The sequence below is a fragment of the Pauljensenia sp. UMB0895 genome, from assembly GCF_030218905.1.
In the GTDB taxonomy this organism is placed as follows: Bacteria; Actinomycetota; Actinomycetes; order Actinomycetales; family Actinomycetaceae; genus Pauljensenia; species Pauljensenia turicensis_A.
Genome location: NZ_JASOQR010000015.1, coordinates 66,363 through 86,273 on the forward strand (window position 1 = coordinate 66,363; position 19,911 = coordinate 86,273).

Sequence of the window (19,911 nt, forward strand, 5' to 3'; positions counted from 1 at the left end):
CTCGCTGCGTGTAAGGATGTGAGAAGAGTAATTGATGCCGCCGAGGGGGTGGGCCTGCGCCCACCGCTACATCTGTGGACAATGTCGACGCGATGCCTTAGTTGGCTGGATGTACTTTCGCAATCATCGCAGACTCCACTCAGGCCTGCGACAACAAACCGCCCATCACACAATGAATCAACCACCTCGAACAGTGCACCTAGGGGTAAGTGTGAGTAACATGTGATTCTTCTTTCAAACAATGTAATAATCGATCGATAACCACTATCGTAGGAGCGCCTCAATAAGGGTCGGCCGACGACAGAGTTCATTGGCGAGAAGCATTTCGAAAGGTAAGAAGGTGAACTTCACGAGAACTATTTTGGGTGGGGCGACGGTTGCAGCACTCGCGCTCGCGGGCGCAGTATCCCCGACCCTCGCGGCTCCAGAGAATCTTGCGCTCGGCAAGACAGCGACGCAGGTTTCGACCGGTTGGTACGCCCCCGCCTCGCGCGCCAATGACGGTATAACCGATGGAGTCTTCGACAATGGTTCCGTCTCGCACACTAACTATGCGACCAACCCGTGGTGGCAGGTTGACCTCGGCGAAGAGTTCGCGCTCTCGAACGTCAACGTCTGGAATCGCTCGGACCGCGACCCCTGCCAAAAGGGGGCCTGCTATGAGAGCCTGAAGGACTTCTGGGTCGTCGCCTCCCGCGAGGAGCTACCGTCCAACTTTGATCCGAACGGCCCGCTTGCCGATGGCGTGAAGGCACTCAAGGTCAACGGCGTTGGTGGCTTCCCGTCGAGCGTCGATTTCGGCGGCTTCCAGGCGCGTCATGTGCGCGTTATCCTGCCGGGTCCCTATACCCAGCTTGCGCTCGCAGAGGTCGAGGTCTTCGGTGAAAAGATCGTTAACGGAGAAGCACCGCACATCTCGCCAATTTCGATCGAGTCGGACGACATGGATAAGGTCGAGATAGCGGGAGACGATCAGTTCCGCACCATCACCGCACCCGAGGGGACGACCCTCAACCTTGCGGCCGATGTGACGGGCGATCCCGCCCCGGATCTGCAGTGGCAGATCAAGGAGAAGGGCTTGGACCAGTGGGTTAACCTCGATGGCGACACTGGCCGGGCCACGTCGATCAAGGTCACTCCCAGCACCGACGGTGCCCAGATCCGCCTGCTCGCGGAGAACTCCGCCGGAACCGTCGAGTCCGGGATCGTCGAGCTCAAGCTGAAGGCCGCAGAGCCCGCCCCGAACCCCGGGCCAAACCCGAACCCCGGGCCAACCATTACCCTCGAGAAGAGCACCGCGAAGATCGGCGAGAGCATCGAGATCGTAGGAACGGGCTTCACTGCCGGTCACGAGATCAGCGCGGTTCTCCACTCCGATCCGATCACGATTGGTACCGCAGTCGCGGACGAGCGCGGAGTCGTGCGCTTCTCGTACACGATTCCCGCGACGACGCCGATCGGATCCCATGAGATCATTCTCACCGATGCGGCGACCGGGGTCAGCGTCAAGGTGCCTTTCCTCATCGAGGCCGCAACGACCAAGGAGGCCGCAACGGCCAAGAGCCGCGGGCTTGCCAAGACCGGCGCCGATGTGGCGGGTCTTATGGCTCTCGCCGCGCTCTTTGCCGCGACTGGAGCCGTTGTTTCGACGCGCGCCAAGCGCAGGAGCTGAGCGAGTAGTCGCAGAAAACGGCGTGAGCGGGTCGCCCCTCGGGGCGACCCGCTTCGTCATGCGCGGAGCATTGACAGATTTGTGAGTGTTTGGCGGTGCAGAACAGAGCATTGTGACCCGCCAAAGGTCGAGAAAGCCGCCACACGCGTGTTGGAGGCGGAGGCCGCCACTCACTGTACTGTTCGGGGAGGTTGGTTTGTGTGATGGGTGGGAGGTTCTCGCAGGTTGAGTGGGTGTGTGGTGATTGTGGAAGTGGATTCAGGTGGCCACAGCATCGCGCCGCGGTTGTCCTGAGGCGAGGTGTAGCATCGGGCGTAGGCTCAGCCCGTCAACCGAGCCCTCACCTGCCCGGATTCTCTAGCGTGTCGGACACGCCACCAGGTACCGTGTAAAAATCCGCATGTAATGGAGCAAACGGAGTCGTCAGTGCTGACCGCAAGTGCCAATTTCTTGGTGAGGTTCCGCCATCTGATCTTTGTCATCATGGTGGTGGCGACCGGTGTGTGCGCTGTCTTGACTCCCAGGGTTGGCGTTATCAATGACATGGTGGAGTTCCTGCCCGCGACCTCCCAGATGCGTGCCGGCACCGACATCATGGAGGTTGAGTTCCCCGGCTCCATGGACACGTCGTCGACGCGCGTCATGTTCACCGGCCTGACAGCTTCCGAAGAAGAGTCGACTTTGGCGAAGCTTCAGACGATCCCGAATGTTGATTCGGTGGGGTACGAGGCTCGGACTGAGGATTCAGACGGGATTTATCACCAGGGTGATCACACTCTGTTCATTGTTGAGTCCAAGCATGCTTATGGGTCGGCAGAAGACGCGGCGATCCAGCAGGCACTCACCGATCAATTCGCGATCAAGGGTGCGTTGATTGAGTCGGATAACCCGTCACCGACCTCAGAGCTTCCATTGTGGATCGTGATGGTTGCTGTTGGTTTGCTTGCACTGATCCTGTTTGCGATGTGCGCGTCCTGGCTTGAGCCGATTCTGTTCTTGGTCACAATAGGTATGGCCGTTGTCCTGAATTTGGGGACGAACCTGATTCGTGGGTCGATCGCAGATGTGACTTTCACGATCGGAGCGATCCTTCAGCTGGTCTTGTCCATGGATTATTCGATCATCCTGATGAATCGCTACCGCCAGGAGAAGACGCCTGATGGGTCGCGCCCAGAGGCGATGGTGCGCGCAATTCGGGGGGCTTTTTCGTCGATCGTTTCTTCGTCGATGACCACGGTTGTTGGCCTGCTGATGCTCTGTTTCATGTCTTTGCTGATCGGCATGGATTTGGGTATTGCTTTGGCCAAGGGTGTGTTCTTGTCGATGGTGAGCGTGTTTACGATTCTGCCGACGCTGATCCTGTGGTGCGATAGGGCGATTGAGAAGACCGCGAAGCCTTATCTTCGGGCAAACTTTCATCCTCTTGCACGGTTCGAATATAAAGCTCGTATTCCGATCCTCGTCGCCTTCATTGCTTTATTCGCTGGCGGTGGCGTGATGGCTGGAGGCGCGCCGGTTGCGTACACGCTGGCGAAGGCGGATCCGATTGCGGATGTTTTCGAGAAGGAAAACTCGATTGTTCTTCTGTATCGCAATGGCGATGATGCGATTGCGGGCCAGCTAGCTGAGCGTATTTCCGATACTGATGGGGTTCGCTCTGTCATGTCTCAACCGACGACGATCGGACGCCAGCGTTTTGTCGACGATATGTCTGTTGCCCTGAGCGAAATGGGGAGTGAGGACCTGAGTTTCGACTCGGACATGCTGTCTCTGGTCTACTTCTTAGCGCATGACGGCCAGGCAACTGAGCGTATGAGTCTGCCGGCGTTCATTTCTTTCATTCGCAATAATCGGCTGATCGTGTCACGCACGGATGAAGACACGTTGAATTCGCTGGCGCAGCTGGAGCCCTATCTTGACCGTGATGCTCTGCTGGGGGTGCGAGGCCCCGCAGATTTGGCGAACTTCCTGGGGATGAGCGAATCCGAGGCGCGCGGAATCTACCTGTATCACGCGATCTCGAACCCAAATATTTCGGCCGATTCGATGACGCTTGGCCAGTTCGCTGACTTCATCGTCAACGACGTGCCGAACACTCAATACGCGCCCATGGTCAGTGGTGATGCGCGGGCTCAAGCGGAAAACCTGCAACGTTTCACCGATGCTCAGGCGATGACCACTCCGATTTCTTTCAAACAGATGGCGAATCTGCTGGGGGTTGATTCGTCGCAGGTGCGCCTGCTCTACGCGAAGAAGAAAGCTGAAACGGGGGAGTACGCGAACGATTCGCGAACACTGAGGGCTTATGTTGAAGCGCTCAACGCGGTTGCAACAAACGAACCGCAGGTCAGTGCCCAAATGGGGGAGAGGTCAGCGCAGCTGGCAAGCCTGATGGCATTGACTGATACCACAACGCTCGCTACACCGATGGATGCGCAGGGGCTGGCTCAGTTCCTGTCAATGGAGCCCGAACAAGTGGGGCAGATCCTTGCGATGCGCGCCACGCTTTCGGGGCACGACCCTGCAACCGCGACTACGGCCAGCCCGTGGGAGATGATCGATTTCCTGAACACGCAGGTCCAGGCGGGAGAAGCATCTCCGCTGGCGGGCTCTCTGACCGACGACCAAAAAGCGGGCATCGAGCAGATGTATCAGATCGCTTCCCTTGCCGTGTCCGGTCAGCAGATCCCACTGTCAACGTTCGCGTCCATCGTGTCGATGAACTCGGCTCAGCTTCAGGTGATCATTGCGATTGCGGACTCGCCCGCCCATGCGACCGACTGGCTCTACACTCCGCAGACGATTGCCTCTGACTTGGCGAATGACTCGTCTCTGTCAGAACAACAGCAAGCCGAGGTCTCCACCTTGCATTCGATCATCGATGCTTCGGTTGCGGGCACCTACTTTACGCCCAGGCAATTGGCGAGTTTCCTTGGCATGGACGCCAACCAAGTTCGTCAGCTTTCCCTGCTCCGCACCTCGATGTACGGCGATACGAGTTCGTGGAATATGAGCGCCTATGACGCCGTGAGCTTCATCCTCGACACGATGGCGTACGACCCTCAAACGTCCGGGAATTTCAGTGAAAGCCAGGTGAGCCAGCTGAGTGCCCTGCGTCAGGTCATGCGCGCTGTCGTTGATGACAGTCAGCTGAACCCAACTGAGATGACAAGCCTGCTGGGACAGCTTTCGGCGCTGACCGCTTCAAGTCGCTCGCTCGATACGAATCACGTCGTGCTTGCCTACCTGATTCACGGCGCGCAAACGGCAACAGATCGGGGTGAAACCGCTGGTCAGACACTATCGATCGCGCAATTGGTGGACACGCTGAATACGCAGATTTTGGATGATGCGCGCTTTTCTTCGTTCATCGACGACAAGATGCGCACGGCAATCACCGACGCATCACACCAGATCCGACAGGCCAGAATTCAACTGGTCGGGGACACCTGGTCACGGATGGTCATCACTACGACCCTGCCTGAAGAATCCGATGCGACCGAAGCGTTGATCGGCCAACTGGAATCGGCGTGCGCGGAGGATCTGGGCGGGAACTGCTACCTGGTCGGCAACTCGGTGTTGGTGCACGAGCTCAAGTCGTCTTTCGATTCGGAAATGAGTCTGATCCAGTGGCTAACTGCCGGCTCAATCTTCCTTGTCGTCGCGCTGACCTTCCTGTCGCTGTCGGTTCCGTTGCTACTGGTTCTGCTGGTTCAGTGCGGCGTTTTCCTGACGATCGCCACGATCGGACTGCAGGGATACGACAATTACTATTTGGCCCAGCTGATGGTGCAGTGCATTTTGATGGGTGCGACGATCGACTACGGCATCCTGCTGACAAGCCAGTATCGCGAGGGTCGGAAAGAACTTGATATCCGGCATGCACTGGCTCGCGCATACGACAATTCGATGCACACGATCGCAACGTCCGGGTCAATCATGATCCTCGTGACCGGCATTCTTGGCTTCCTATTTGAGAACCCGACGATCGCGCAGATCTGTCGCACCATTTCGATCGGCGCATTGTGTGCGTCCGCGCTGATTATCTTTGTCCTGCCGGCGTTACTTGCTTTGGGGGATAGGTTCTTCGCAGGTCGTGAGCGTCTGCGCTGATAAATATCGCGCTGATGCCCGTGTGCGCTGATAATCCTCGTACTCACGATCATCTGCACTCGCAGTCATATGCTCTGAAAAGTGCCTGCGCTCAGAACCACCGGCGCTGAGACTGGCGAGAAAACCCGCGACCCCTTCAATAAAATGCGGGTATGAACACCCTGCTGATTGCCGTTGTCGCGTTGATCGCTATCGCTTTTGCTGCGCAGGTGTCGCAGAAAATCGGCGTGGCCTCACCGCTGATTCTGCTTGCACTGGGCATCGCAATCGGCTTTCTACCATGGGTTGATCCGATCGAGTTGGAACCCGATCTGATCCTCGAAGTCATCTTGCCCCCGCTCCTGTTCGCGGCCGGAGTGTCGATGCCAATCATGGATTTTCGGCGCGAACTGAGAATGGTCGCAGCCCTTGCGATCGGCTTGGTGATCATCAGCGCTCTGGTCGTCGGTTGTGTCTTGAACTGGCTGGTCCCGGCTATTTCGCTCCCGTGGGCAATCACGCTGGGCGCGGTGCTCTCGCCGACTGACGCGGTTGCCGTATCGATTGTGAAGAAACAGGGTGTCGCTCCACGCATCATCACCATCTTGGAGGGCGAGGGCCTGTTTAATGACGCGACGGCCCTTGTCCTGGTGTCGTCGGCAACGTCGGCTGCACTTCTGGGTGACGCCGATGCCCTCAACCCCGCGTACCTGCTGAGCGATTTTGTTATCGCGCTACTGACCGCCGTTGCTGTTGGCTGGGTGGTAGGCGAAGTTGGTAGCCGCATGCGTTCAAAGATTAAACAGCCCGCAGCAGACACCGTTTTTTCGTTTGCGATGCCGTTCATTGCCTCGATCCCCGCTGAACACTTGGGTGGTTCAGGCTTGGTCGCGGCCGTCGTTGCAGGTTTGATCGTTTCCTACAATCGCAACGTGCGCATGCCTGCTCTGAACAGGCGGTTTTCCCAGCAGAACTGGCACACGGTGGAATTGGTCTTGGAAGGCTTCGTCTTCCTGATTATGGGGATCCAAGCTTTCGGCATCTTCGAGAAAGTTGAGGAAGGCCAGATCGGCGTTGGATATGCCCTGCTCCTCGCCCTGCTTCTTGGCCTCATCGCGGTTGGTGTTCGCGTCCTCTTCCTCGCGCCCCTCTTGGCGTTCTTGAACCACAGTCAATCGCATGCTCGCGCGCGAATGGAACGTGACGAAGAACGTCTGCGTCTGCATGAAGAGCGCCTGGCGCACGCGAGTGATGTCGATCCTGAGCTTCTTGAAGCCCGAAACATGAGCCCCGAGCAATGGAATGCGGCTGTTGAACGGTGGCACCGCAGGGTTGAACGTGGCTGGCGCCAGCAGAGGCGTCGCGGAAACGACTTGGAATACTTCAACGCCCAGCCCTTGGGCGTGCGCGAAGGGTCGATTCTGGTGTGGGCAGGCATGCGAGGTGCCGTCACACTTGCGGCCGCCCAAACTCTGCCTTTCGCGACCCCGATGCGTAACGTCCTCCTGCTGATCGCACTGGTCGTAGCCGGCGGTTCGTTGGCATTGCAGGGCTTGACCCTGCCGTGGGTGATCCGCTTGGTAAAGCCTCAGATGGCTGCAGATACAGTGAATGAAGAAGAACGCGAGCACCTTCTTCACCTCATGCATTCCTCGCTTAAAGAGAGTGCTCTGGCCGAGGCCCTGCATCCTTCCGCTCTTAAGACACCCATGCCTTTCGGTGGGGTGATCGGAGCAACCATCGTCCAAGCGAGCGTCGCAGAGGGGGCATCAGAAACTGCCTCCACTAGTGAAAGTGATGGGCGTGACCCGGTGCCCGTAAACCCCAGTTCGGACATGAATCCCGAGCAAGGTGCCCTCACCATCGAACAAATGCGAGTCCTTGCCCTCGAAGCGATCCGCGAACAGCGTCAGGCTCTGCTCGAAGCACGTAATGAAGGCGTGTTCTCATCCGCCGCCCTCGAAACGGCAATGGAGCGCCTGGACCAAGAAGAAATCATGCTCAACATCGGTTGATCCTGTCGATCATGCGCAACTTCCCGTGAGTGCGGCGATGATCCTGATCACTATCTCCGTCCGCCCGACGGTGGTCGTCGGCATCGTCCCATCGCGTAAACCGCGCGTGAAGATCCCGTCGAGGCTCTGCGAAGCAAGTCATTTGGCGCGTAGACGCGGGGCAGTAGGTAGTTTCACGCTTGCTGTCAGTGAATTCGTCCATGGTCAGCGCGATACTTGAAGGCAGAAAGCTATTAGGAGGTCCTCATGCCAACCCCGACCACTGTCACAACCGACGCGTCCGTCGGCGTCCTCATCGCGCCCGGACTAGAGGAAGTGGAAGCGCTCGCGGTCGTCGACTGCCTGTATCGGGCGGGCGTGCGCGCTGACCTGATTGCCGTTCCGGCATCAGACAGTCAGGCCGTAGAAGAACCTCGTTCCAATCCTTTTGCTAGCGCGCCGTCGTTGCTGTCGCCTACCCGTTCCCTGTCCGTCACGTCGTCGCACGGCATCACATTGGTGTGTGACCTGCATCTTGATGACGCGGACCTGTCTGAATACACCGTGCTGTTCCTGCCCGGAGGCATGCCGGGCACCGTGAACCTTGAAGAAAACATGAAGATTCAGGCAGAGATTGCTCGTCGCATCGCCTTCGGCAAGCCTGTCGCTGCGATCTGCGCGGCTCCTTCGGTCTTGGCTCACGCTGGATTCCTCGACGGGCGAAACGCGACGGCGAACCCGGGCTTTATGAAGGATCTCGAAGTGGGCGGGGCGCGCGCTCTGACCGATTCGGTTGTCGTGGACGATAACGTGTTCACGTCGCGCGGAATGGGGACGGCTATCCAGCTTGGTCTGAGCCTCGTGAACCATCTGCTGGGCGAAGAGGCTGCCAAGGCGGTTGAAATCGCGATCGTGAAACAGGGCGACTGACATGAACGGCACTTTGTTGCAGGGTTTTTCGTGGTACGTGCCCAATGACGGCTCGCTTTGGCGTTCGATTGCTGATCAGGCGCAGCACCTGTCTGACCTGGGAGTCAGCGCCGTGTGGTTGCCTCCAGCATATAAGGGGCAGGCGGGCATTGATGACGTCGGATACGGCGTGTATGACCTGTGGGATCTGGGGGAGTTTGACCAGAAGGGCGCTGTTCGCACGAAGTATGGGACGCGCGAAGAATATGTGGGGACTATCCAGGCCTTGCATGATTACGGGATCCACGTGCTTGCAGACACGGTTCTCAACCACAAGATGGGTGCAGACGCGTCAGAAACGGTGACCGCAACCCCGATTGATCAGCAGAATCGCACCATTGAAGTCGGCAACCCTGAACAGATCCAGGTCTGGACGCGATTCACGTTCCCAGGTCGTGCTGGCACGTACTCGGATTTTGAATGGGACTGGACGTGTTTTCACGGGACTGACTGGGATGAAGCGACTGGGCGCAAGGGGCTCTGGCTGTTCGAGGGTAAAAAGTGGAACGAAAACGTCGATGACGAGTTCGGTAACTTTGACTACCTGATGGGCGCTGACGTCCACTTGACCGATCCCAAAGTCATGGATCACCTGGTCGAATGGGGAGCCTGGTATCTCGAAACAACGGGGGTTGACGGCCTGCGCATGGATGCGTTGAAACACATGGGACGCGACTTTACGATGGCATGGCTCGACCGCATGCGTGATGTTTCTGGCAAGGAACTCTTCACGGTCGGCGAATACTGGAGCGCTGACCTTGGTGAACTGCGGTCGTTCATCGGTGATGATCGCCGACTGAGCCTGTTTGATGTCCCGCTTCACTTCAACTTCCACCACGCGTCGCGCGCCAACGGTACCTTCGACATGGGCGGAATCTTCAACGGCACGCTGGTGGACGCGGACCCCACGATGGCAGTCACATTTGTGGAGAATCATGATACTCAGGATGGTCAATCGCTGGCGTCGCCGGTCGATAGTTGGTTCAAGCCCGCAGCCTATGCGCTGATTCTTCTTCGCGAGGCCGGCTACCCCTGTGTATTCCACGCCGACCTATTCGGGGCTGAAGGTGAGCATCCTATTGCTCCGGTTGAAGGACTAGAAACCCTGATGAAGATGCGTAAGACGCGCGCGTACGGTGTCCAGTGGGATGCGTTCGACGATTCTCACGTGGTCGGTTGGGCGAGGCAAGGGCAGATGGATGACGCTAGTGACGGTGTTGCTGTTGTTATTTCCGATTCTGGTGAAAGCGCAAAGACTCTGAATGTGGGTGCTCATCATGCCGGTCAGATCTGGGAGTGCGTGATCGGCGGATGTGAACCCGTCCAGATCGGTGACGATGGTTCTGCTTTGTTCCCGGTTCCAGATTCCGGATTGTCCGTCTATTCTCCGAAGGGGGTTTGACGTGGGTAAACGACGTCCTCGCACATGGCCAGAGGTCCCGGCTCCGCTGGCAGAGCCGGTCATGGATAATCACACGCACCTTCCCGTCCATGAGGGCGAAATTCCGAAAGCTGACGGTGTGAAGCTGTCCCTTGAAGAACAGATTGAGCGTGCTCGATCGGTGAATATCACCCGCCAGGTCTCCTCTGCCTGCGAGCTCCCTGACTTCGATCCGATGATTCAGATCGCTCGATCCTTCCAAGGTGTCCAGGTTTCGCTGGCGATCCACCCCAACGAAGCCGCTCTTCACGCTGGAGTCCAGGTCCCGTCACCCGACGGCTTAATCCCGACTCAACGCGATCATCACATTCCCCTTGACGAAGCGCTGTCAGAAGTTGAACGACGTTTAAGTGATCCGACGGTCGTCGCCGTCGGAGAGAGCGGGTTGGACTACTTCCGTACCGCAGACGAAGGTAAGCAAGCGCAAAAAGAATCGTTTGCCGCCCACATTCAGATGGCTGAGCGAGCCGGCCTGCCCCTGCAGATTCACGATCGTGACGCTCACGATGACACGGTTTCCGTCCTTGATGACGTGGCGCGCGCAGATCAGCTGATTGTCTTTCACTGCTTCTCCGGAGATGGGCAACTGGCAGACATCCTGGCAAAGAATGGCTGGTATGCATCGTTCGCGGGCCCCATTTCGTATCCCGCCAATGATCACCTTCGCCAGGGGCTTCTCCGGATGCCCCGCGAACTTGTTCTTGTCGAAACGGACGCTCCCTACCTGACACCCGTCCCACATCGTGGTTCGCCAAACTCTTCGTACGTGATGGCTCACACCGTCCGATTTATCGCGGATCTTTGGGAAGCCAGTGAAGAAGAGGCCTGCCGTCGATTGATGGAAAACTCGCTCAGAGTCTACGGAAAGTAGGGGGTGGGTACGCCTTTTTGGCGGTTGAGAACGCGCTAGCTTCGTCCCATGAGGCATCAAGATCGGTGATGAACCTCGTTAATTTGTTTCGTGAAGATAGACACGAACTGACGCACGCAGATAACAAAACGGTTACGGTAAGTGTGTTAGTCCGTTATCGGCTCACACGATGCACGCATCGAGTCACCCGAGCGGAACCTTCAAAGTCTGGAGCCGCGTGAACATTTCACACCCGAGTAAACGAACCGTCATCACTGGCGCGTCCGCGCTTGCCCTTGCAATGGTGGGAATCGCCGCGGGCGGAGTTGCCTCTGCTCATCATCAGGTCACCCTCGAACTCGACGGTGTCTCACTGCCGGTCGAAGGTTTCTACACCACTGTTGACGATGTTCTTGAATCCGCAGGTGTGAATATTGGCGAGCACGACCTTGTTGCTCCCGCGACCTCAACTCGCGTCCACGACGGCGACATGATCGTAGTCCGCATGGCCTCCGCATACGCGGTGAACATTGACGGTGAAGACCTGACTGCATGGTCGACCGCCGACAGCATCGACGGCGTCTTGGACTCCATCAACAGCGAGTCCACGATTACGTTGGCTGCGGATCGTTCCAAACTGCGTTCTGAAATGCCCGTTGTTACCGACGGTACGCCGATCATCCTTGACGTTGATGGCACACAAACCGAAATCACCGCGTCCGGTAAGGGAGCTGACAAGGTTCTCGCAGATGCTGGTGTCAGGCTCGGCGAATTTGATCGTTTCTCTTACATCTTCAGCGAAGGTAAGACCACGTTGAAGGTCACCCGAGTGAGCCGAGAAACCGTCACCGAAACCGAGGCGGTTGCTTACTCGACCCAAGAGCGTGAAGACGACACCCTCTACCAGGGCGAAACCTCGGTCGTTCAGGCCGGTGTGAACGGCTCTATCACCCGCAAGCTGTTCCGCGAAACAGTCGACGGGCAGGTCACCGTGAACCGTGTGATCTCTGAAACCAAGACCAAGGCAACCAGCGAGATCGTTGCCAAGGGAACCAAGGAGCGCACCGCTTCAACCGCTGCCGCTTCTGCCGGCGCTGGAAGCGCATACTCACTGTCTGCTGATTCTTCTGGTGTTTGGGCAGCCCTTGCGCAGTGTGAGTCGGGCGGTAATCCGGCAACGAACACGGGCAACGGATACTACGGTCTCTACCAGTTCACCTTGTCGACCTGGCGGTCAGTTGGTGGTACGGGGCTTCCGTCCAACGCGTCCGCTGAAGAACAAACTGCCCGAGCTCAAGCGCTGCAGGCGCGTGCAGGCTGGGGTCAGTGGCCGTCGTGCACTCGAGCAATGGGCCTGTACTGACAGGTGACGCGCCTGTACTAACCGGTCATTGGGTCTGAACTGACAGATTCTGCCTGAGTGACAACAGAATCCACGTTGCTGGGTGACGTTGATTCTCAACACGCCGCGGGTGAGCGTTGACTTTCTTAAAATAAGTGGGGTGTAAAGGATCACCTTGCACCTGTTCACCTGTGCAGTGCCCCCGGAATCACGTACCGTGGACACTGGTGAACTACTCACATTCCACTCAAGGAGCTACCGACCTCGTGATTTCACGTTCGATGCTTTCTGAAACCGTCCTGCACCCCACCCGTGCTTTCCTGGGCGGATTAAACCCAACGCGCAAAACAGTCGTTGCCACCGCATGGTTGGCGTCTGCGACGATGGCGGTTGTTGCTGGAGGCGGAATGATGTCGTCTCGCGCCGAGCTGACGCTCGAAGTCGATGGGGTTTCTCAGCCGATTACGACGTGGGGTGGAAGCGTCTCGTCGGTTCTGGCGCGCGCGGGTGTCGCGGTTGGTGAACACGATCTGATCCAGCCGTCGTTGAACACGGTTGCTCCCGATGGGGGAACGATCATCGTGCGTACCGCGAAGGAATACAAGCTGACCGTTGATGGGACGCCGACGACGATTTGGTCGACCGCTTCCTCCGCTCAGGCTCTTCTTGTCAGTTCATCATCCCTTGGTAGCGATGTTGCCGTTGCGGTGGATCGTAGGTCTGTCAGGAAAGATGTGACGAAGATTGTTGAGCGTTCGCAGAACATCACGGTTCAGGCTGACGGTCAGCAGACTACGGTTCAGGTCTCTCCTGAACAGCGTCCCGATGACATCGTCGCGCAGGCTGGAGTCCAGTTGACTCCCAATGACCGCCTGAACGTGAGTGTCCGGCCTGATCGCTCGATGAAAATTAACGTGGACCGCGTGACTCGCGGATACGTTGATGTGGATATCCCCGTTGAATTCAGCGAAACCACCCAAGAGTCTGCGGACCTGTTCAAGGGTGAATCGAAGATTACCCAAGCGGGTGTTCAAGGCGTTGCTGCTCAGAAGCAATGGCAGGAAAGAGTAAACGGCAGGCCCGTTTTTTTCGCCGTGATCAGTGAATTGGTGACAACCGCTCCCACCGCGCAGGTCAGGTCGAATGGTACAAAGGAAGCGACTCCTCAGGCGCTTGCTATCGCCGGAATCGACCCGAAGGCCACGTTGGAGACAACCGTGGACAGTGCGGGCAACTCGATCACCGCATACACGGCAAAGCTTGGAACGATCTCTACCGAAGACGAAGTGAACGCTGTTATTGCATCGATTGAAAGCGCGACGGATCGTGCGAAGGCTCGCGCTGCGTCCGTGTACGGTGTCAGCGTCGCTTCCTATGCTGCTGGCGATCCGCGTGGCATTGCCCAGGAACTGGTGGTCAGTTTTGGCTGGGACATCAGTGAATTCCAGTGCCTTGACAAGTTGTGGACTCGCGAATCTCATTGGAACCCCAGAGCAGAGAACGTGAGCTCGGGCGCCTACGGTATCCCGCAGTCGCTTCCCGGCTCGAAGATGGCGTCCGAGGGTGACGACTGGCGAACCAACCCAGAAACCCAGATCAAGTGGGGTCTGAAGTATATCAAGGGTCGCTACCAGAGCCCGTGTGGTGCATGGGCTCATTCTGAGTCTGTCGGCTGGTACTAATCCTCCGCGTGAATTGTGCGGGCACCGTTCATTGGCATGGCGAGCGCAACCTAGCGCACACTTTCCGCACCGCGGTCCAGCCTGCCTGACCAGTAGAATGACAGGGTGACTCGATCTCGTACCCGCACCCCGAATACTCGCTTGGATCCGACTCTTCCAGAGGGCGTCCAGCCGTCTGAAACCGGCTTGCTTGGCCCGCTTGAAGTGAAAGCGATTGCCGATGCGCTCGGTATTCGCCCGACGAAAGTTTTGGGGCAGAACTTTGTACACGATGCTGGGACGGTTCGTCGCATCGTTCGCGCCGGTGGTGTGGAAGCGGGGGACGAGGTCATTGAGGTTGGCCCCGGCCTTGGTTCGCTGACGCTGGCGATTTTGGAGACCGGTGCGCGCGTGCGGGCGGTCGAGATTGATCCGCCACTGGCTCGAGCTCTTCCGCAGACTGTTGTTGCTCGTATGCCTGAAGCCGCTGATCGTTTCCACGTGGTGAACGCGGATGCGACGAAGATCAACGGTGTTGCTGACTTTGGTGTGGATTGGCCACCTCCGACGAAGCTGGTCGCGAACCTGCCGTATAACGTTGCTGTTCCGGTGCTTCTGGCGATGCTAGAGAGATTCCCGACGCTGACGGATGTTCTTGTCATGGTCCAGTCTGAGGTCGCTGATCGCTTGGCTGCAGGCCCCGGGTCGCGAACCTATGGCGTGCCGTCGGTGAAGGTCGCCTGGTACGGTCAGGCTGAGCGTGCGGGCACGATCGGTCGCAGTGTTTTCTGGCCGGTTCCGAACGTGGACTCTGCGTTGGTTCGTTTGCGCCGCGATGGCGAGCCTCGTGGCGATGAAGACCTGCGTCAAGCAACCTTCGAGGTTTGTGATGTGGCGTTCGGTCAGCGCCGTAAGACTCTCCGCGCTGCGTTGAAGACGTGGGCGGGTTCGCCAGCTGCCGCCGAAGCGCTGTTGGACGTTGCCGGAGTGGAATCGACCGCCCGCGGTGAAGCACTCGGTATTGAAGAATTCGTGCGCCTTGGTCGCGCGGTCCTCGAACTGCGTGCGTGTGGGGTGCTGGCTGCTCGCGTCGATCCTCGTACAGGCAAGTCCGTGGGGTCTTCCCCAATAGATCAGGCCGCCTCCACTGCAGCCCTTGGCGCTGACAATGGGGCGGAGTCGGCGCTCGCTCAACAGCAGGATTCTGCTGATGCGTGAAGTGAGGGCGAGTGCTCCGGGCAAAGTGAATCTGACTCTTCGCGTGGGACACCCCACCGAGGACGGATATCACCCGCTGGTCACGGTCTTTGAAGCGCTCAATATGCGCGAGACAGTCACTGTTCGCACGTCGCGCCGTCTTGGTATTCACGTGACAACAACGGCGTACCTGTCTAACGGTCGGGTTGATGAAGCGACGACTGCTGCAATGGCGGAGTTGGATCCCGAAAACCACTTGTGCGTCAAAGCTGCACGTAGCCTGCAGAAACTTGCTGCGATGGGGCCGTGGGGACACACGGCTGCCGGCATTGAGATCCACGTGGAAAAGCATCTGCCGATGGCTGGCGGTATGGCCGGTGGCTCCGCGGATGCTGCCGCGACGCTTGTCGCTTGCAATGCACTCTGGGAGCTGGGCCTCAACAGCGATCAGCTTGAAATGATGGGACGAACGCTGGGGGCTGACGTTCCCGCATGCCTGACCGGTGGCATCGCGCTGGGAACAGGTCGAGGCGACCATATGAGTCTGCTTGCCGACGGTTCAGACGAACCGCGTCACCACTGGGCGATCGCCTTGGCGCACGGGGGTTTATCAACACCTGCTGTTTTCCATCAGCTTGACCAGATGGGCGGGCCTGGAGGCACGTGGGAGCTTCTTGAAGATCTCAGTGATGAAGCGGGCGCTCTACTGACAGGTTCTGCCGAGCAAGCCGCGCCCTGCCTCGTCAATGACCTGACCGAAGCGGCACTTGAATTGCGCCCCGAACTGGCTAAGACGATTGCTGGCGCGCGTCATGCTGGCGCCCTGGCCGTGATTCTTTCCGGATCCGGCCCGACAATCGCCGCCCTTGCCACCAGCGCGGAAGACGCCCACTGCATCGCCGACGAACTCGCTCAGCTCCCCGCCGTCTCCGCAGTGTTGACGACGTGGGGTGCCGCGCGTGGCGCAATGATTGAGCACGAGGACAACGCATAAATGGCTCACCTTCTAGGAACGCAATCCCTGGCCACAATGGCGGGATCACGCAAACTGCTCGATGATGTCACCGTCAGCCTGTTTGATGGGTCGCGCGTCGGTATTCTTGGCCCGAACGGCGCTGGAAAGTCGACCTTGCTACGCCTGGTGGCCGGGATTCAGGAACCGGACTTAGGCCTCATCACCAAGCGCGACGGTGTCCGCATCGTTGTGTTGGATCAGGTGGATTCGCTCGACCCGCAGATGAGTGTTGTCGACGCTGTCCACCCCGGGCTTGAAGAATACGAGTGGGCCTCGAACGCAACGATCCGCGACATCCACGCGGGTCTGCTGTCCGACATCGACACGCGCGCACTGATTGGGACCCTGTCGGGTGGGCAGAGGCGTCGCGTTGCACTTGCCCGAGTACTCGCCACCGAATCTGACATCGTCTGCTTGGACGAGCCGACGAACCACCTCGATGTTGAAGGCGTCGCGTGGCTGGCCCGTCACCTGAACGCGCGCTTCGCGAAGCCCGGCGCGAATGGTGCTCTGCTGGTTGTCACGCACGACCGATGGTTTCTCGACACCGTGTGCGAGCACATCTGGGAAGTCGTCGCCGGAGTCGACCCGGGTGGCGACCGCCCACAGATCGCTGGCCACGTCGAAATCTACGACGGCTCGTACGCTGCCTATACGCTGGCCCGCGCCGAACGTGTCCGCCAAGCCGATGTGGCTGCCCAAAAGCGCGCGAATCTGCTGACCAAAGAGCTCGCGTGGTTGCGTCGAGGCGCGCCCGCGCGCACATCAAAGCCGAAGTTTCACATTGCTGCCGCAGAAGCCTTGATCGCCGACGTGCCACCACCGCGCGACACCGTTGAACTGGTGAAAATGGCGACCGCGCGCCTGGGCAAAGACGTCCTAGACCTTGAGGATGTTTCGATCGCATTCACGCGCCCGAACGGCGAGGCGAACATCATCTTTGACGGTGTCACCTGGCGCCTCGCACCTGGCGAACGAGTCGGCATCGTCGGTGTCAACGGTGCAGGAAAGACAACTCTGCTGAACCTGCTGCGCGGAGACATCCAGCCTGACTCCGGTCGCGTCAAGCGCGGTAAAACCGTCGAAGTGGCCACGCTGTCCCAGGATACGCATGAACTGGATGCGCTCGCGGATATGCGAGTCGTCGAAGCCGTCGCCGAGGTCGCGCAGACCTCGATCGTCGACGGGCGCGAGGTCAGTGCCGCACAGATGACGGAACGCATGGGCTTTACCCGTCAGCGCGCCTACACGCGAATTAGCGAGATTTCAGGTGGTGAACGCCGTCGCCTGCAGCTGATGCGCCTGCTGATGGCTGAACCGAACGTGCTCCTGCTTGACGAACCGACGAACGACCTTGATACCGATACTCTGGCGTCGATGGAAGACCTGCTGGATTCCTTCCCGGGCACGCTCGTCGTCGTTTCGCACGACCGTTACCTGCTGGAGCGCGTCACCGACCACCAGGTCGCACTGCTCGGCGATGGAAAGTTGCGCGCCCTGCCCGGTGGTGTCGAACAGTATCTCGCCATGCGCGAAGAGGGGCTGGGGCTTACGACTTCTGGCAGTAATGCAGGGGCAACGTCGGCGAATGTATCCGGGAATTCGACAGGTAAGTCCGCGGGCAATTCTGCTTCGAATTCCGCGGGGAACGAGGCCGCCCCGACCATCTCTAACGCCGCCGCTCGCCGGGCGGCGAAGAAAGACGCCGATCGTATCGAACGTAAACTCGAAAAACTGCGCGCCTCGGAAATAAAACTGTCTGATCGCCTCGCCGATTTGGGTGCCCGCGTTGCCACGGATGCCTCGTTGGTCGATGAACTGACACAGGTGGCAGCCGAACATCGCCAGATTCTCGACGAGATCGATGAACTTGAAATGGCGTGGCTGGAAGCGGCGGAACTGTTGGATGAGTTGGGAGCTGACGGCCAGGACTCAGCGACCATCAGGACTCAGCCCAGGCACCGTCAGCACTTAGCCACCGATGAGGACGAAGAGCTCAGTCGCCCAGCAGATCGTTGGTGAAGAAACGGCTGGAATCCGCCAATAGTTTGGCCATGAGGGCGCACTGGCGACTATAGAGGTTCCACACTTCGTCTTCGTCGATCACGCCAAGGCGTTCACCTGCTTCGATTGCGACCTCACGGTTGTTCATCCACGACGACGAATACTGATCCATCAGTGGAATCATTGTCTGATCCAGTGTCTCAATACTGGCCAGCGCACCTTCTGTCTGATCCATCAGCGCGCACGCTTCGGTGTAGCGCTCTTCCATGTGGTGCAGGCGCTCCAACGCTTCAGATTCGCGAGTCACAGTCATTCTTTAGTTTCAAAGGGGGCCAGTAGAACTGTCAGAAGATCAGCGAGTTTCTCGCGCTCGCCAGATGACAGAGGAGCCAGGATTCCACGTTCAGAATCGAGTAGGGACGCAAGCGCGGTATCAACCTTCGTCTTGCCTTCCTCGGTCAGTTTCACCTGAACGACGCGACGATCTTCACGCGCGGAAGAACGCGTGACCAGGCCTTTCTCCTGCAGGCGGTCAATACGGTTCGTCATCGTGCCACTTGTCACCAAGTGCTCGGCGATCAAATCACCCGGACTCAGCACATAGGGTTCCCCTGCGCGACGCAGGGACGAAAGAACGTCAAATTCCCACGTTTCCAAGCCGTGGTCGGAGAATGCGGCTCGGCGGGCGCGGTCGAGGTGCTTGGCCAGACGAGTCACTCGCGACAGAACGAGCATCGGCGTGGGATCCAGATCTGGGCGCTCGTTCGTCCACGCTTCGACAATGCGAGCGACCTCATCGTGCGTCTCGTGCGTCGGGCAGGAAGCGCGATCAGCTGAAGTCATTGCACACAATCCTCCGATCGGACGACCAGCGAGGGGCTGGGACGCATATTGCGAATGCCGTTCCAGACTAGGTTTACAACGTGTGCGGCGACCTCGTCCTTCTTCATTCGCCGATCGTCCAGCCACCACTGTCCAACCTGCGCAATGAGTCCGACCAGCATCTGCGCGTACAGGGGAGCGAGGTTCGCGTTGATGTCCGTGTGCGAGAACTGTTCGGCCAACAGGTATTCAACGCGCGACGCGACATCGCCGAGCACGGAAGAGAATGAGCCCTGCGTGCGATCGGTGGGTGCGTCGCGAACCAGTACGCGGAAGCCGTCCGTGTGCGATTCGATGTAGTCCAACAGGGCAAGTGTTGCGTTTTCTAGAAGGATACGAGGCCTGGCGCTGGACTCCAACGACGTGTGAAGCTTCGTCACAAGCGCCTGAACTTCACGGTCCACGATGACCGCATACAGGCCTTCCTTGCCGCCGAAGTGCTCATAGACGATCGGCTTCGACACCTTTGCCTTCGATGCGATCTCTTCAACGCTCGTCGCATCAAAGCCTTTTTGAGCGAAAAGTGAGCGTCCAATCTCAACTAGCTGTTCGCGCCGTTCGAACCCGCTCATTCGCGTGCGTTTTTCACTCATACGGTCAGTATGTCATCTGAATCGGGTCACGCGGTAGGTGTGAGGTGTGGCGCGAACGAGCCTTTTGTACCCGGCCGACGTGGCACAGCAAGGGGTACATATGGCAGAATCAAAAGGCGTTTTCCGCCCTGGTGTAACGGCAGCACATGGGTTTTTGGTGCCTTTGGTCCGGGTTCGAGTCCTGGGGGCGGAGCTACAA

At 58.5% G+C, this 19,911-nt stretch carries 15 protein-coding genes and 1 tRNA gene; 13 read left to right on the forward strand and 3 right to left on the reverse strand.

All coding sequences use genetic code 11. The annotated features are described in order from the left end of the window. The first annotated feature begins 340 nt into the window (after positions 1 to 340). The 12 genes from QP503_RS08200 (at position 341) to QP503_RS08255 (ending at position 18,255) form a co-directional block, all read left to right on the forward strand. On the forward strand, positions 341 to 1,672 hold the full coding sequence (locus QP503_RS08200; protein WP_103632345.1) for a galactose-binding domain-containing protein: 1,332 nt from the start codon (positions 341 to 343) through the stop codon (positions 1,670 to 1,672). Positions 1,673 to 2,098: 426 nt separating this feature from the next. Next, entirely contained in the window at positions 2,099 to 5,785 is a 3,687-nt protein-coding gene (locus QP503_RS08205) for an efflux RND transporter permease subunit (RefSeq protein WP_285101573.1), read from the forward strand. A gap of 152 nt (positions 5,786 to 5,937) precedes the next feature. Next, positions 5,938 to 7,779 (forward strand): cation:proton antiporter, encoded by a 1,842-nt coding sequence (locus QP503_RS08210; RefSeq protein ID WP_103632347.1) that lies wholly within the window; start codon positions 5,938 to 5,940, stop codon positions 7,777 to 7,779. Positions 7,780 to 7,816: 37 nt separating this feature from the next. Then, positions 7,817 to 7,999: a hypothetical protein gene (locus tag QP503_RS08215; protein WP_285069498.1), complete on the forward strand. Its 183-nt coding sequence runs from the start codon at positions 7,817 to 7,819 to the stop codon at positions 7,997 to 7,999. 26 nt (positions 8,000 to 8,025) lie between these two features. Beyond that, entirely contained in the window at positions 8,026 to 8,688 is a 663-nt protein-coding gene (locus QP503_RS08220) for a DJ-1/PfpI family protein (protein WP_103632348.1), read from the forward strand. A gap of 1 nt (position 8,689) precedes the next feature. Beyond that, entirely contained in the window at positions 8,690 to 10,129 is a 1,440-nt protein-coding gene (locus QP503_RS08225; RefSeq protein WP_103632349.1) for an alpha-amylase, read from the forward strand. A gap of 1 nt (position 10,130) precedes the next feature. Next, positions 10,131 to 11,039: a TatD family hydrolase gene (locus tag QP503_RS08230; protein ID WP_103632350.1), complete on the forward strand. Its 909-nt coding sequence runs from the start codon at positions 10,131 to 10,133 to the stop codon at positions 11,037 to 11,039. Between the two features lie 217 nt (positions 11,040 to 11,256). Then, on the forward strand, positions 11,257 to 12,381 hold the full coding sequence (locus QP503_RS08235; RefSeq protein WP_006680890.1) for a resuscitation-promoting factor: 1,125 nt from the start codon (positions 11,257 to 11,259) through the stop codon (positions 12,379 to 12,381). 206 nt (positions 12,382 to 12,587) lie between these two features. Next, a complete protein-coding gene (locus tag QP503_RS08240; RefSeq protein ID WP_141089619.1) occupies positions 12,588 to 14,042 on the forward strand; it encodes an aggregation-promoting factor C-terminal-like domain-containing protein in 1,455 nt (484 codons plus the stop codon). A 105-nt stretch (positions 14,043 to 14,147) separates the two neighbouring features. Further along, positions 14,148 to 15,239 carry a 16S rRNA (adenine(1518)-N(6)/adenine(1519)-N(6))-dimethyltransferase RsmA gene (gene rsmA / locus QP503_RS08245; protein ID WP_103632353.1) on the forward strand — a complete coding sequence of 364 codons (1,092 nt, stop codon included), beginning with the start codon at positions 14,148 to 14,150 and terminating at the stop codon, positions 15,237 to 15,239. Beyond that, positions 15,232 to 16,212, forward strand: a complete 981-nt coding sequence (locus QP503_RS08250) for a 4-(cytidine 5'-diphospho)-2-C-methyl-D-erythritol kinase (RefSeq protein WP_103632354.1) — start codon at positions 15,232 to 15,234, stop codon at positions 16,210 to 16,212. Before rsmA ends, QP503_RS08250 begins: the two co-directional genes overlap by 8 nt. Beyond that, positions 16,213 to 18,255, forward strand: a complete 2,043-nt coding sequence (locus QP503_RS08255; protein WP_285101577.1) for an ABC-F family ATP-binding cassette domain-containing protein — start codon at positions 16,213 to 16,215, stop codon at positions 18,253 to 18,255. It begins immediately after the preceding gene. On the opposite strand, the gene QP503_RS08260 is transcribed toward QP503_RS08255, so the two are convergent. From QP503_RS08260 to QP503_RS08270, 3 genes are read right to left on the reverse strand one after another with little or no spacing between them, the layout of a single operon-like run. Continuing rightward, positions 18,230 to 18,544: a DUF4298 domain-containing protein gene (locus QP503_RS08260; protein ID WP_285101579.1), complete on the reverse strand. Its 315-nt coding sequence runs from the start codon at positions 18,542 to 18,544 to the stop codon at positions 18,230 to 18,232. The two genes, QP503_RS08255 and QP503_RS08260, sit on opposite strands and share 26 nt — an antisense overlap. A gap of 2 nt (positions 18,545 to 18,546) precedes the next feature. Then, complete coding sequence (locus QP503_RS08265; RefSeq protein ID WP_285101580.1) at positions 18,547 to 19,080, reverse strand: MarR family winged helix-turn-helix transcriptional regulator; 534 nt, start codon at positions 19,078 to 19,080, stop codon at positions 18,547 to 18,549. Beyond that, positions 19,077 to 19,712, reverse strand: a complete 636-nt coding sequence (locus tag QP503_RS08270) for a TetR/AcrR family transcriptional regulator (protein ID WP_040318374.1) — start codon at positions 19,710 to 19,712, stop codon at positions 19,077 to 19,079. The genes QP503_RS08265 and QP503_RS08270 overlap by 4 nt, the downstream gene beginning before the upstream one ends. Positions 19,713 to 19,834: 122 nt before the next feature. On the opposite strand from QP503_RS08270, the gene QP503_RS08275 reads away from it, so the two are divergent. Then, a tRNA-Gln gene (locus QP503_RS08275) sits at positions 19,835 to 19,905 on the forward strand. Positions 19,906 to 19,911: the final 6 nt, after the last annotated feature.

What these genes read in the sequence shown, in the direction of transcription:
- QP503_RS08210 (WP_103632347.1), top strand. Translation starts at nt 5,938, where the DNA reads ATGAACACCCTGCTGATTGCCGTTGTCGCGTTGATCGCTATCGCTTTT.
- QP503_RS08215 (WP_285069498.1), top strand. Translation starts at nt 7,817, where the DNA reads ATGATCCTGATCACTATCTCCGTCCGCCCGACGGTGGTCGTCGGCATC.
- QP503_RS08220 (WP_103632348.1), top strand. Translation starts at nt 8,026, where the DNA reads ATGCCAACCCCGACCACTGTCACAACCGACGCGTCCGTCGGCGTCCTC.
- QP503_RS08225 (WP_103632349.1), top strand. Translation starts at nt 8,690, where the DNA reads ATGAACGGCACTTTGTTGCAGGGTTTTTCGTGGTACGTGCCCAATGAC.
- QP503_RS08250 (WP_103632354.1), top strand. Translation starts at nt 15,232, where the DNA reads ATGCGTGAAGTGAGGGCGAGTGCTCCGGGCAAAGTGAATCTGACTCTT.
- QP503_RS08255 (WP_285101577.1), top strand. Translation starts at nt 16,213, where the DNA reads ATGGCTCACCTTCTAGGAACGCAATCCCTGGCCACAATGGCGGGATCA.
- QP503_RS08265 (WP_285101580.1), bottom strand. Translation starts at nt 19,080, where the DNA reads ATGACTTCAGCTGATCGCGCTTCCTGCCCGACGCACGAGACGCACGAT.
- QP503_RS08270 (WP_040318374.1), bottom strand. Translation starts at nt 19,712, where the DNA reads ATGAGTGAAAAACGCACGCGAATGAGCGGGTTCGAACGGCGCGAACAG.